The sequence below is a fragment of the Nocardia mikamii NBRC 108933 genome (assembly GCF_001613505.1).
Classification (GTDB): Bacteria; Actinomycetota; Actinomycetes; order Mycobacteriales; family Mycobacteriaceae; genus Nocardia; species Nocardia mikamii.
On sequence record NZ_BDCM01000013.1, the window covers coordinates 616,084 to 627,989 of the forward strand.

Annotated in this window: 14 protein-coding genes; 2 read left to right on the plus strand and 12 right to left on the minus strand. The window is 69.2% G+C overall.

The features are described from left to right. Positions 1-135 precede the first annotated feature (135 nt). The 6 genes from NMI01S_RS21015 to NMI01S_RS21040 form a co-directional block, all read right to left on the minus strand. Positions 136-1,359 (minus strand): transcriptional regulator, encoded by a 1,224-nt coding sequence (locus NMI01S_RS21015; RefSeq protein WP_157126282.1) that lies wholly within the window; start codon positions 1,357-1,359, stop codon positions 136-138. A 147-nt stretch (positions 1,360-1,506) separates the two neighbouring features. Then, positions 1,507-2,010: a nitroreductase family deazaflavin-dependent oxidoreductase gene (locus NMI01S_RS21020; protein ID WP_063920798.1), complete on the minus strand. Its 504-nt coding sequence runs from the start codon at positions 2,008-2,010 to the stop codon at positions 1,507-1,509. 6 nt (positions 2,011-2,016) lie between these two features. After that, positions 2,017-2,484 (minus strand): peptide-methionine (S)-S-oxide reductase MsrA, encoded by a 468-nt coding sequence (gene msrA, locus NMI01S_RS21025; RefSeq protein WP_255535590.1) that lies wholly within the window; start codon positions 2,482-2,484, stop codon positions 2,017-2,019. A 187-nt stretch (positions 2,485-2,671) separates the two neighbouring features. Then, entirely contained in the window at positions 2,672-3,169 is a 498-nt protein-coding gene (locus NMI01S_RS21030; RefSeq protein ID WP_157126283.1) for an ATP-binding protein, read from the minus strand. A 100-nt stretch (positions 3,170-3,269) separates the two neighbouring features. Further along, positions 3,270-4,064 carry a SigB/SigF/SigG family RNA polymerase sigma factor gene (locus NMI01S_RS21035; protein WP_062999964.1) on the minus strand — a complete coding sequence of 265 codons (795 nt, stop codon included), beginning with the start codon at positions 4,062-4,064 and terminating at the stop codon, positions 3,270-3,272. Then, on the minus strand, positions 4,054-4,482 hold the full coding sequence (locus NMI01S_RS21040) for an ATP-binding protein (RefSeq protein ID WP_062999966.1): 429 nt from the start codon (positions 4,480-4,482) through the stop codon (positions 4,054-4,056). The genes NMI01S_RS21035 and NMI01S_RS21040 overlap by 11 nt, the downstream gene beginning before the upstream one ends. Positions 4,483-4,715: 233 nt before the next feature. Between NMI01S_RS21040 and NMI01S_RS21045 the strand changes: the two genes are divergently transcribed. Continuing rightward, positions 4,716-5,084: an STAS domain-containing protein gene (locus NMI01S_RS21045; RefSeq protein ID WP_062963217.1), complete on the plus strand. Its 369-nt coding sequence runs from the start codon at positions 4,716-4,718 to the stop codon at positions 5,082-5,084. Positions 5,085-5,117: 33 nt separating this feature from the next. On the opposite strand, the gene NMI01S_RS21050 is transcribed toward NMI01S_RS21045, so the two are convergent. The 4 genes from NMI01S_RS21050 to NMI01S_RS21065 form a co-directional block, all read right to left on the minus strand. Beyond that, entirely contained in the window at positions 5,118-5,564 is a 447-nt protein-coding gene (locus NMI01S_RS21050; protein ID WP_036504039.1) for a response regulator, read from the minus strand. Continuing rightward, a complete protein-coding gene (locus NMI01S_RS21055; protein WP_062999968.1) occupies positions 5,561-7,096 on the minus strand; it encodes a sensor histidine kinase in 1,536 nt (511 codons plus the stop codon). Before NMI01S_RS21055 ends, NMI01S_RS21050 begins: the two co-directional genes overlap by 4 nt. 74 nt (positions 7,097-7,170) lie before the next feature. After that, entirely contained in the window at positions 7,171-8,355 is a 1,185-nt protein-coding gene (locus tag NMI01S_RS21060) for a PP2C family protein-serine/threonine phosphatase (RefSeq protein ID WP_245716967.1), read from the minus strand. 402 nt (positions 8,356-8,757) lie between these two features. Continuing rightward, a complete protein-coding gene (locus NMI01S_RS21065) occupies positions 8,758-8,958 on the minus strand; it encodes a hypothetical protein (protein WP_157126284.1) in 201 nt (66 codons plus the stop codon). Between the two features lie 151 nt (positions 8,959-9,109). Here NMI01S_RS21065 and NMI01S_RS21070 point away from each other — a divergent pair, with 151 nt between their 5' ends. Continuing rightward, complete coding sequence (locus NMI01S_RS21070) at positions 9,110-9,793, plus strand: PAS and ANTAR domain-containing protein (protein ID WP_245716951.1); 684 nt, start codon at positions 9,110-9,112, stop codon at positions 9,791-9,793. 45 nt (positions 9,794-9,838) lie between these two features. Here the strand turns inward: NMI01S_RS21070 and NMI01S_RS21075 are convergent, their stop codons facing one another. Together NMI01S_RS21075 and NMI01S_RS21080 are read right to left on the minus strand one after the other, a co-directional pair. Continuing rightward, positions 9,839-10,870, minus strand: a complete 1,032-nt coding sequence (locus NMI01S_RS21075) for a lysophospholipid acyltransferase family protein (RefSeq protein ID WP_245716952.1) — start codon at positions 10,868-10,870, stop codon at positions 9,839-9,841. Beyond that, a complete protein-coding gene (locus tag NMI01S_RS21080; protein WP_062999977.1) occupies positions 10,867-11,739 on the minus strand; it encodes a GNAT family N-acetyltransferase in 873 nt (290 codons plus the stop codon). The genes NMI01S_RS21075 and NMI01S_RS21080 overlap by 4 nt, the downstream gene beginning before the upstream one ends. Positions 11,740-11,906: the final 167 nt, after the last annotated feature.

Consider the following 11,906-nt stretch of genomic DNA (forward strand, 5'->3'; position numbering starts at 1 on the left):
GAGTCACGAAGGGTCGCATCACGACAGGGCTCGCCGTGATGTGGACCACTATGGGCCGCGAGGGTTGGCACAAGGTTGAATGCGGCGGGCGCGTCGCGGTCAGCTACGCGGTACCGATCAGCTACGCGGTACCGATCAGCTACGCAGTGCGCTGTGCAACCGCGCGGCGGCCACCGCGCGACGCGCGTCGCGGGCGGGCAGCAGCCGCAGCGCGTGTTCGTGGATCTCGATGTCACCGGGCGCTTTCGCGCCGTAGTCCAGGGCGTATTCGGCCTCGCCGGCCGACAGGACCGCGGTGCGGATGCCCACCTCGAGGTGTTCGCGCCATTCGACGATGCCCGGTGTCTGCGAGCCCGGCAGCAGCGGGCCGCGATACAGCCGCACGGCGGTCGCGGTGTCCCCGGTGGCCAGGGCGGCGAGCATATCGGTGACATCGCAGGAGACCGGTGTGGTCAGCCGATAGACACGATTGCTGATATCACCGCCGGTGGCGCGGCGCAGATGCGAGACGTCGGCCTTGAGCGTGCTGGAACCGGTGGGCCGGTCGCCGTAGACGGCCAGCTGCAACCGTTCCGGTGTGTAGCCGTCGGGTTCGAGGGCGAGCAGGGTGAGGATCTCGAGCAGCCGTCGGCGGAGTCGCAGCGGCCGCCCACCCCTGGTCAGCACGGCGGCGCCGAGACATTCCAGACGCACCCCCGCGGCCGTATTCGTCACGCCGCCTTGTAGTTTCGCCTCCACCGCCGCGGTGAGCGACAACACCGTCGACATGGCCAGCGGATGCGAACGATCCCAGGTGGTGGACAGATCCAGCACGCCGAGCTGCCGGCCGTCGGCGCCCCGGATCGGCGCGCAGTAGCAGACCCAGCCGTGCAACGCCTCGACCAGATGTTCGGCGGAGAACACACTGCTGGGGCGGCCGGTGTGCAATGCCAGCGACAGCGCGTTGGTGCCCATGTGGTTCTCGTCCCAGCGACCACCGGGGGTGAAGCCGACCCGCTCGGCGCGCCGTCGCATCACCTGACCACCGTCGGACCACAGAATGGTCCCCGCTTCGTCGGTGACGGCGGCGACGAATCCGGCGTCGTGGGTGATGCTGTGCAGCTGATCGGAGAGTTCGGCGATGGGACCGCGCAGCGGCGAATCGGCCCATGTCGACGCGATGTCGCCCGCTACCGCGGGCGCGCAGTCGGTGGCGGGGTCGACGAACGCCCGGGACCGTACCCAGGACTGCGCCACCTCGGCCCGGGGTTGCGCCGCATCGGATTCGGCCGCTTCGCGCGGGCTCGGAATCCAGCGCGCCCACTGCCGTTCCAGTGCCGCGCGTCGCCGCAGCAGAGCACTGTCCTGTCCTGATCGCATCCGCATCTCACCCGTCGCCGCTCGGTCCGCACCGTGCGTTCCGGCGGCGCCTGGGGCCGGGCCGCACATCGTCGGCTCGGCCCCATTGTCCAGCAGGCCGGCTCGCCGCGGGAGCGAAACCGGCCGGTGCGCACCGTCGAACTCGGCTCAGATGGGCGTCAATTCGAACAGCCGGAACCGGCGCGTGCCCGCCAGGCGCTGTTCCATGGTGTATCCGGGCCAATAGGCCACCGCGCGGGCCCAGGCGTCCGCACGCTCGGCTCCGCTCAGCTGCCGGACCCGGACCTTGATTCGCCTACCGCCACTGTGGATTTCGGCGTCGGAGGCGGCGGCCAGATTCGCCGACCAGGACGGATGTTCCGGCCGCCCCCAGTTGGACCCGATCAGCAGATACCGCTCGGGCCCGTCCGGTACGTACAGCAGCGACACCGTCCGCGGCAACCCGGATTTACGTCCGCGCACCGTCAGCTCCATCGACGGCAGGCCCGCCAGGTCGAGCACGCCGTGCCGGCCGCCGGTGAGCCGGCGGATGACGCGCTCCAGCACGATGACGACCGGGCCGGTGCGCATCACCCACGGGATGCGCGCGATCGCCCGTCCCAGGGCCGACAGCGGATTGCCGATGCGTGCGCGACGAGTGCGGTCCGACATGCCGGCCTACTGCGGGGTCGCGGCGCGCTTGGGCAGTTTCCAGCCCGGCCGGGGGAAGTGGCAGGTGTAGCCGTTCGGATAACGCTGCAGGTAGTCCTGGTGCTCCGGTTCGGCCTCCCAGAAATCGGACGCCGGGGTCACCTCGGTGACCACCTTGCCCGGCCACAGCCCGGAGGCGTCCACGTCGGCGATCGTGTCCAGCGCGACCGCCTTCTGCTCGTCGTCGAGATAGAAGATCGCGGACCGATAGCTGCTGCCGACGTCGTTGCCCTGGCGATCCTTCGTCGACGGATCGTGGATCTGGAAGAAGAACTCGAGCAGGGCCCGGTAATCGGTGCGCGCGGGGTCGTAGACGATCTCCACGGCCTCGGCATGCCCCGGATGATTGCGGTAGGTGGGGTGATCGTTGCGCCCGCCGGTGTATCCGACGCGCGTGGAAATCACACCCGGCTGCTTGCGGATCAGCTCCTCCATACCCCAGAAGCATCCGCCTGCCAGAATCGCCGTGCGCGTGTCGGTCACGCTTCCTCCTTCGAATCGGGTCCCCGCCCCAAGTCTCGCACCGGTACAACCCCGGTGGAGGCCCGAAAAATCCCGCCGCGGCGCTCGCCTCGCCCGCCTTCTGCCTACCGCATACCCGCTCTGCGGGCGAATTAACGGGCTATCCCCGGTCGAGCCCCGCGGTCGACTCGGAACCCGTTGGCGCCGAGACGATTTCGGTATGCATCGCGACGCGCGTGCCGTCGGCGCCGGTGGTGATCTCGACGTCGCGCACCAGCGCGCGCATGATCGCCAGTCCCCGCCCGCGCACCGGATCCGGGACCTCGGCACGGGGTTCCCAGCTGCCGTGGTCGACGATGGTCAGGTACAGGTCCGACCCGCTGATCTCCCCGCGCAGCCCCACCATGCCGGCGCCCTCGCGGTAGCCGTGCTCCACGGCATTCGTGCACGCCTCGTCCACCGCCAGCAACAGGTCGTAGATCTGTTCCGAGCCGATTCCCCCGCGCTCGAGCCAGGCCCGCAGATCGTGGCGCACCTCGGCGATCCGGTCGGCCTGCGACGGGAAATTCGCCTCGAAGGGGGCCACCCGTAGCGGGTGCGGCTCGCGTATCGCGGGCCCTGGGGCGGGGTCGCCCGGGGGATCTGGAAATCCGCTCATGTCCTCATTCCGATCGCAACCGATGATCTCCACTCGATGATCTCCTCGGCATCCGCGATACCCCCTTTCCCGGGCGCCATGCGGCGCCGTGCGCCTACATTCAGTCGCGCAGCGCCTTCTCGCGCAGCTGTTTGAGCGTTCTGGTCAGGATCCGCGACACCTGCATCTGGGAACAGCCGAGTTCCCGCGCGATCTGCTCCTGCGTCATTCCGCCGAAGAAACGCATGGTCAGCACGTACCGCTCCTTCTCCGGCAGAGCATCGATGAGCGGCTTCACGGTCAGAGTGTCATCGATCGCACCGTACGTCGGATCCACGTCGCCCAGCGTGTCGAGAATCGCATTGGAACGGCTGTCGTCCTCCGAGGTCGGCGTGTCCAGCGATTGGGTCTGATAGGCGTTGCGGGCGATCAGCGCCTGCGTCACCTCGCCCAGATCGGCGTCCATCTCCTCGGCGATCTCGCGCGCCCGCGGCATGCGGCCCAGTTGTTGCGACAGCGTCTCCACCGTCGGTCCCAGCGCGGTCTGGATCTCCTTGATCCGCCGGGGCACGCGCAGGGCCCAGGTGTGATCGCGGAAGTGGCGGCGCACCTCGCCCATCACCGTCGGCACCGCGAAGGCGAGGAACGGCGAGCCCTGCGTGGGATCGAACCGGTCGACGGCCGCGACCAGGCCGACCCGGGCGATCTGCAGAAGATCCTCGAAGTTCTCGCCGCGCCCGCTGAACTTGCGTGCGATGTGCTCGGCGAGCGGCAGACACCGGTTGATGATTCGTTCGCGCAGCCGGTCGTGCTCCGGATCGTCCTCCGGCAGGGCGGCGAGCTCGACGAACAGCGGTGCGACGTCGTCGTAGCCGTCGGGATGGCGGGCGGTACCCGACCCGTTCTCAGTCGACATCGGTTCCGCCACGTGCCCAGCGGAACTCGACGACGGTCGGGTGCCCGCCCACGGACGCGTCGTAGTCCGAACTCTCGGTCTTCACCCACTGGGTCAGCGTCGAGACGATATGCCAGCCGAAGCTGTTGGTGTCCGGGCCGCCCGCGGTCGTGGTGACGGCGGCGACGCGCACGTCCATGGTGGTATCGGTCGCGCTGAATGTGCAATCGATCACCGATTCGGCGGCCGCGTCCACGATCAGCGCGCTGACCACCTCGTCGACGGCCAGACGGATATCGGTGGCCTCGTCGATACCGAAATCGGCGACCAGAGCGACGGTTTCGGTCAATGCCCGGACCATCATCAATTGCGCCGCGTCGGCCGGCACCTGGAATCCGACCGCAGTGGTCCCCGCGTCCGGGGACACTTTCTCGACCATGCCCATTCGTTGCTCCCAAATATCGTGCCGCGAAACGATTTCACAGCGTACGCGAGCGCCCGCCCGGCGCCCTCCGATCGCGGTGAAGGCCCCCGTTCGGATCGCGCCGGAACGGGTATGTTGGTCAGCGGCGAATCGTCGCCACGCCGCGGACAGCGGCGCAGATCGGAATACGCCGGAGGTATCGAAGTGGCGAAATGCGGTACGAATCGCCTCGCGCTGGGGTCGGCCCGATGAGCGGCGAACGGGTGTCCCCACTGCTGCGCACCGAGCAGCGCACGGAAGGTTCGGCCGTGGTCGTGACCGTGGCCGGTGAGGTGGACATGAACTCCGCGCCGGAGCTGCAATCGGCCCTCGACCGGGCGCTACAGGCCGAGCCCACCGCCGTGGTGCTGGACATGACCGAGGTCGGATTCCTCGGATCGGCCGGGCTGAGCGTGCTGCTCGCCACCTCGCAGTCCACCGCGACGGGAGGCCTGCGGGTGGTCGCGTCGCCCGCGGTGCGGCGCCCGATCGAGGTGACCGCGCTGGACGCGTTGCTGCGGCTGTTCCCGACCGTCGCGGACGCGCTGGCCGCGCCGGAGCAGACCACCTCGGCCTGATCCGGCGCCCGCCGGGCGCGTTTCTCGCCGGCTTCATCGCTGACGTGGCAACCGGACGACCTGAACGAAGAATTCGTCGATGTGCTTGATCGCGGCGATGAATTGATCCAGGTCGACCGGTTTGGTCACATAGGCGTTCGCGTGCAGCCGATAACTGCGCAGAATGTCCTCCTCGGCCGCCGACGTGGTGAGCACCACCACCGGGATATGGCTGAGGTCCGGATCGGATTTGATCTTTTCCAGAACCTGGCGGCCGTCGTATTTCGGCAGGTTCAGATCGAGCAGGATCAGATCGGGCCGCGGCGCCTGCGCGAATTCCCCCTGCCGGTACAGGAAGTCGAGCGCCTCCTGGCCGTCGCGGGCGACGTGCAGTGTATTGCCGATCTTGTTGTCCTCGAACGCCTCCCGGGTCATCAGCTCGTCGCCGGGGTCGTCCTCCACGAGCAGGATGTCGATGGGCTGGCTCACCGGTGCGGTCATGCGTCGGCTCCTTCGGATACGAGTTCGGTGGATGCGGGTGCGGCGGCCTGCGTCGCCATCGTGAAGCAGAACCGGGCGCCACCGGTGTATTCGGTGTCGATCCACAGGTCTCCGCCGTGGTACTCGACGATCTTCTTGCACAGCGCCAGGCCGATGCCGGTGCCGGTGTAATCCTCCCGGTTGTGCAGACGCTGGAAGATCACGAAGACCTTGTCCGCGAATTCCGGCGGAATGCCGATCCCGTTGTCGGACACGGAGAATCGCCATTGGTCCGGGTGATCGCCCGGCTCGCACTCGATGCGCACCACCGGCGCGGTCCCCGGGGTCCGGAATTTCACGGCATTGCCGATGAGGTTCTGCCACAACATCGTCAGCAGTGTCGGCTGGCCCGCCACGTCGGGCAGTTGCTCCGGACGCTCGACCACCGCGCCGGATTCCTCGATCGCGCCGGACAGATTGTCCAGCGCCGAATTCAACGTCGAGTCCAAGGCGACGATCTCGTTGCCCTCGATCACCCGGCCCACGCGCGAGAAGGTCAGCAGATCGTTGATCAGCCGCTGCATCCGCTTGGCGCCGTCGACGGCGTAATCGATGTACTGCTTGGCCCGCTCGTCGAGCTGATCGCCGTAGCGCTTCTCCAGCAGCTGGCAGAACGCGGCGACCTTGCGCAGCGGCTCCTGCAGGTCGTGGGAGGCGACGTAGGCGAACTGCTCCAGCTCGGCATTCGAGCGGCGCAGCTGCACCGTCTGGCGATCCAGATCGTCGGCCTGCTGTGCGAGCAGCTCCTCCTGCGCCCGCGAGGACCCCAGTTCGGAGACGATGCGCACGCGCATCTCCTCGACCGCTTCGGCGACGGTTGCCAGGTCGGCCGGTCCGTGCGCCTCGATGTGATGATGGAATTCGCCGGCCGACACCCGCCGGGACGCTTCGGTGAGATCGTCGAGCGGGCGGGCGACCAGCCGCCGGATCAGCACGGTCAGCGCCAGGCCGGTGAGCAGGATGAGGACGACCACCGCGATCAGCACACCGTCGCGCAGGGTGCGCGCGTGGTCCAGGTCGTGGCGGTCCCGGGCGATCGCGGCCGCCGAATCCGCGTTCTGCACGGCGAACTTCTTGCGTATCTCGTCGAACAGGGCCTTGCCCCGAGTGACCATGGCGGCGGATTCGGCCGGCGACACCTTGCCCGCCGCCGCGATCATCGGCTGCACGTATTCGGTGCGCCAGCGCTGCGCGGCCGCCTCGACGGCGTCCAGATCATCGAGCAGCGTGGTGTGGCCGGCGGCCACCTCACGCAACCGTGCCGCGGCGGCCGTCTGGTCGGCGACACCCTTGTTGTAGGGCTGCAAGAATTGCTCGTCGGCCGAGATCGCGTAACCGCGCAGGCCGGTTTCCTGGTTGATCAGGGCCGCCTGCAGGCGGTATGCCTCGGTCGCGGCGGGCTGGGCACGATCGAGCAGCCGGTCTTCGATGGCGTCGGTGCGGGATATCACTTGCGCGGCGGCGATCGCACCGGCGATCACCACCACGAGCATCAGGGCGAGGACCAGCTGAAACCACGTCTGCGCGGTGAGCCGGCCGACGATCCCGTCGCGGTGTCGGACGTCGTTCACCGGATCTGCTCACCCCCGTGCCAGCGCAGATAGACGATCGCCAGATCGTCGTCGAGTCCGCCCGCCGGGGCGGCCGCGGATTCGACCTGCCCCAGCAGTTCATCGAGATAGCGTCCGGGCTGTTCGACCGACACCCCCTTCGCCATGGCCAGCAGACCGTCCTCGCCCAGCCAGCCACCGGTGCCGGTACGCACCTCGAACAGGCCGTCGGTGAACAGCACCAGCCCGGTACCGGGGGGCACGGTCACCTCGGTGACCGGCCAGTCCGCGAGGCCCGGCATGAAGCCGAGCGCCGGTCCGCCCGGAACCTCCAGCCATTCGGTGCCGGTCGGCGAATGCACGAGCATGCCGGGGTGACCGGCCCGGATCACCTCGACGGCGCCTCGGCCGGGCGGGGCGTACAGCGTGGTGAGCGTGGCGAACGTCTGCGGGCCGGTGCGCTCGGCGACCAGTACCTCCTCCAGCAGTCGCAGCTGACGAGGTCCGGTGATGCCGCTGAATACCAGTGTGCGCCAAGCCAATCGCAGGCCCACGCCGATCGCGGCCTCGTCCGGGCCGTGACCGGCCACATCGCCGATCAGCGCGTGCACCGTGCCGTCGGCCTCCTGGACTACGTCGTAGAAATCGCCGCCGAGCAGCGAATGCGCGCGACCGGGACGATACCGGGAGACCACATCGACGATCGGCGCGCCGCGCAACAGCGGTTTGGGGAGCAGTCCGCGTTCCAGGCGCGCGTTCTCCTGGGCGCGCATGGTGCTCGCGCGCAGGGCCGCGGTGGTGCGCTCGGCCTGTTTGCGCTGAATCGCATAGCGCACGGCTCGGCCGAACCACTCCGGCTCGACCCGGCCCTTCACCAGATAGTCCTGCGCCCCGGCCGCCATCGCGGCCAGCCCGGTCTGTTCTTCGTCCAGGCCGGTCATCACCACGACCGCGACCTGATCGGTGTATTCCCGCAACCGCGCGAGCGCGTCCAGGCCGTGGGAGTCGGGCAGATTCAGATCGAGCAGCACGCAGTCGGGCAGGCCCGCGGCCAGCCACGCCCCCGCTTCGGCGAGCGAGCGCACATGTTCCAGGCGCACCCCGGGCGCCCCGTCGGCGACGAGTTCCTCGACCAGCAGGGCATCACCCGGGTCGTCCTCGACCAGCAGGATCGTCTGCCCGAGCGGCGACGCGGTGCCCAGCGGCGTGACGCCGTCGAGGGGTGGGCGCGCGGTGGCGCCGCGGCTCTCGTCTCGAACGGATGCGGATTTCGGACCCTCGGACGAGTAGCCCGCGGAACGGCTGGATACATCGCGAAACCGCGGGGTCTGTTCCGTCACCGCGACCGTGCGGGGCCGCGGAGCGCCGTCGATGCGACGAATGCGCACGGTGTCGGCCCGCAGCGCACCGGCTGCTTCGGACCGCGACGAGGGAACAGCAACCGTGCCTGGGACGGCACGCTTCGACAATGCTGCCTCCGATCAACGAAGTGGCGGCCCGAGCGCACGCCGACTTGCTCAGCGGCCCGTTTTTCGACCGTGAGGCTTGCCGATCCTATCGGACCCCGGCCGAACACGCTGCGCGCACCGGGGGGCAGGCCACGATCAGGACGTCGCGTCGGCACCGGCCCGAGGCCGGAGAAGAGGCTGCTGGACAACAGTTTTCGCAACGAGAGGCGCCGCCGCGCGCAGGGCGGCGGAGGTGCGCCGAAGGCGCAATTTCGCCGTCCACACCGCGACCACCGCCGCATGCACCGCGATGACGATCAGTGATACCGAGCCGATCACCATGAGCAACGCAACCACGACTGTCCCGGTCCTCTCGAGTTGGATGTGCTGTGTACCGACGAAAAGATGCCCCGAAACCCTCATACCAAACAGATAACGCGCGCGGGGCACGTCACATCCCGTCCGACCTGGTGTAACGACCGACCGCAACACAGCGGATACTGTGAAGGTGAGTACGGAACAGTCGCCGCGCGTCGCGCCGCTCGACCCCTTGACGAGCGTGCTCGGCACACAACCTTGCGATCATGTCGGCTGGTTCCGATTCTGGTTCGCCGATCAGCGCTGGGAATGGTCGGACGAGGCGGCGCAGATGTACGGGTATCCGAGCGCCGATACCGAACCCACCACCGAACTGCTCGTGTCGCACAAACACCCGGACGACCGGGAGGAACTGGCGGCGCGCATCGCGGTCTCGGTGAAAACCGGCGAGCCGATCTGCGGTCAGCACCGCATCGTCGACACCGGCGGAGACACCCACGAGATCATCGTCGTCGGCGAACAGCTCACCGGCGACGACGGCACGGTGGTCGGAGCCAGTGGATATTTCGTCGACGTCACCGAGACGATCGCCGAGGAGCGCAACGATGCGCTGTCGGAGGTGCTGCCCGAGGTGATCGAGTCGCGCGCGGTGATCGAACAGGCCAAGGGCGCGCTGACGCTGGCCTACGGCATCAGCCCCGAACAGGCGTTCCGGGTGCTGAGCTGGCGTTCCCAGGAGACCAACACCAAGCTGCGGGATCTGGCCGCGCAGTTCATGCGCGAGTTCCGCCGCCTGAACGGCGAGAACACCGCCCTGCGCAGTCGCGTCGACCATATCGTCCTGACCGCCCACCGCCTGATCCCGCACGACTGAGCGCACCGGCCGCCGGGCTCGGCGCGACGACCTTCCCGGTTGCGGTCAGGAGGCCGCTTCGGCGACGACGATCTCGCGGGTCGGGCCGGTGCCGATGGCCGTCGCGTGGGCGTCGATACGCACTTCGGTGCGGCCGCGGATGGCGCGATCACAGCGCTCGGCCAGGTCGTGGCGGTCGCTGCCCGGTTCCTCGATCGGCAGCAGGACGAGTTCGGCGACGATCCCCTTGGCGCGCAGGACGCGGCGGGCCGAGTCGATGAAGGTGTCCACGCCGACGAAGCCGGGGACCGTCGACGTCTCGCCGGTGGGGTCCAGATAGCGCAGCCGGATCGGCTGTACCGGCGTGGCGGTGTCGACCGCGGCCTGGAACAGGGCGGGGCGCAGCCGGCCGTGGGCCCGGCCGCACCAGGTGGTGCCCTCGGGGAACATGCCGACCCGCTCCCCCGCCGCCAGCCGCGCCGACATCGCCGCGATCACCTCGGGCAACTGCCGCAACCGCTCCCGATCGATCGGGATCACGCGCATGAGCCGGGCCAGTTGCCCCAGCACCGGCCACGACACCAGATCACCGCGGGCCACGAAGCCCATCGGCGAGACCGCCGCCAACGCCAGCACATCGGCCCATCCCACGTGCCCGGCCACTACCAGCAGGCCGCGCCCGGAATCACCCGGGCCGCCGCCGCCTCGCACCGCACCCGTGCGGTACGAGGTACCCTCTGCGTCCGCACCGCGCTCGTCGACGACGCGCAAAGCGATTCCGCAGCAGCGCAATACGGCCCGTGCGTACCGACGATGCAAGCCCGTCCGGCGGGCAGCCGGCGTCACCACATTGACCATCGGAAACGCCACCAGCAACCCCAGCACACCCGCGATCCGCACCACACTCCGCACCGCACCCGCGGTATCGGGCACGGCCACACAGCCGGCGCCGCACGGACTCGCGGGCATCCACGCGTGGACCGCCGGCGGTTCCGTCACCGGCCGAGGATCGAACGGCGCCTCCGCCGTGCCGGCGGGGTCGGCCATTGTCCGGCCGACGGTGTCCGCGCTGCTTCGTAAATCGGTTGTCTCGGTCATCGTGCTCCTCCGCCCGTACCGCGGGCCCGCGCGGCGTCGGCGTCCGCCGCACGAGCGTCCATGGCTCCCGCGGCGCTCTGCAGGCGTTCCAGGTAGCGGGTGTTGATGGTTTCCAGGCCCAGGAGGGCGACGAAATCCGCGACGCCGAAATCCGGGTCGTGGGCCGGTTCACCGCAGATCTCGGCGCCCAGGCGCAGGTAACCGCGCAGCAGCGGGGGAAGTTTCGGCCGGGCCGGGGCGGCCAGTTCGTCGAGGCCGCGGCCGTCGACCACGACCGGGCGGTAGGGGCGCACGCGGCGGGCCGGATCGCCGGCGTGCTTGCTCAGCAACAGGTCCCGCACCGCGGCGACGTTGGCGCCGGGCGGATCGGCGGGGGTGTCGCGCATCGGCACCGAGACGCATCCCATCACCCAGTCGTAGCCGGTGAGCTGGATGTAGTGCAGGATTCCGGCCCACATCAGCGTCAGCACCGAGCCGTTGCGATGGTCCGGAACCACACAGGCGCGGCCCATTTCGACGATCCGGCGCCCCTCGGGATCCATGGCGCTCAGATCGAATTCGGTCGCCGTGTAGTACCCGCCGGCCGCGCTCACCTTGTCCGGCGGCAGCATCCGATAGCAGCCGACGAAGTCGCCGGACGCCTCGTCGCGGACCAGCAGATGGTCGCAGTGCTCGTCGAACCGGTCGGCGTCCAGGCCCTCGGCACTGAAGGGAATGTCGAATCCGGGTTCGCCGGCGAACACCCGGTAGCGCAGCCGCTGCGCGGCGCGGCGATGGTCGAGATCGGAGGACACAACCAGGGAGTACTGTGGCGCCGCCACCCCTGGGCCTGTCGTGCGGGTCGGGTTCAGCACGGACGATGGCGTCATGATGTCGATGAAGCCAGTCCGATTCGGCGAGGCGGCGACGTTCGAGTGTCGAGCGAATGCCAGTCCGGTGAACGAGATCCCCGTCACACCGAACGTTCACTGCGTCGTTCCCCCGAGTTGGCCCACGCGCCCGAAACCGCCGCACCGGAGCACCGGCGCGGCGGCGG

Coding starts and splice junctions, on each gene's coding strand:
- NMI01S_RS21020 (WP_063920798.1), bottom strand. CDS start 2,010: ATGTCGGACCGCACTCGTCGCGCACGCATCGGCAATCCGCTGTCGGCC.
- NMI01S_RS21040 (WP_062999966.1), bottom strand. CDS start 4,482: ATGGTCGAGAAAGTGTCCCCGGACGCGGGGACCACTGCGGTCGGATTC.
- msrA (WP_255535590.1), bottom strand. CDS start 2,484: ATGGAGGAGCTGATCCGCAAGCAGCCGGGTGTGATTTCCACGCGCGTC.
- NMI01S_RS21030 (WP_157126283.1), bottom strand. CDS start 3,169: ATGAGCGGATTTCCAGATCCCCCGGGCGACCCCGCCCCAGGGCCCGCG.
- NMI01S_RS21055 (WP_062999968.1), bottom strand. CDS start 7,096: ATGCTCGTGGTGGTGATCGCCGGTGCGATCGCCGCCGCGCAAGTGATA.
- NMI01S_RS21075 (WP_245716952.1), bottom strand. CDS start 10,870: ATGACCGAGACAACCGATTTACGAAGCAGCGCGGACACCGTCGGCCGG.
- NMI01S_RS21080 (WP_062999977.1), bottom strand. CDS start 11,739: ATGACGCCATCGTCCGTGCTGAACCCGACCCGCACGACAGGCCCAGGG.
- NMI01S_RS21050 (WP_036504039.1), bottom strand. CDS start 5,564: ATGACCGCACCGGTGAGCCAGCCCATCGACATCCTGCTCGTGGAGGAC.
- NMI01S_RS21045 (WP_062963217.1), top strand. CDS start 4,716: ATGAGCGGCGAACGGGTGTCCCCACTGCTGCGCACCGAGCAGCGCACG.
- NMI01S_RS21015 (WP_157126282.1), bottom strand. CDS start 1,359: ATGCGATCAGGACAGGACAGTGCTCTGCTGCGGCGACGCGCGGCACTG.
- NMI01S_RS21035 (WP_062999964.1), bottom strand. CDS start 4,064: ATGTCGACTGAGAACGGGTCGGGTACCGCCCGCCATCCCGACGGCTAC.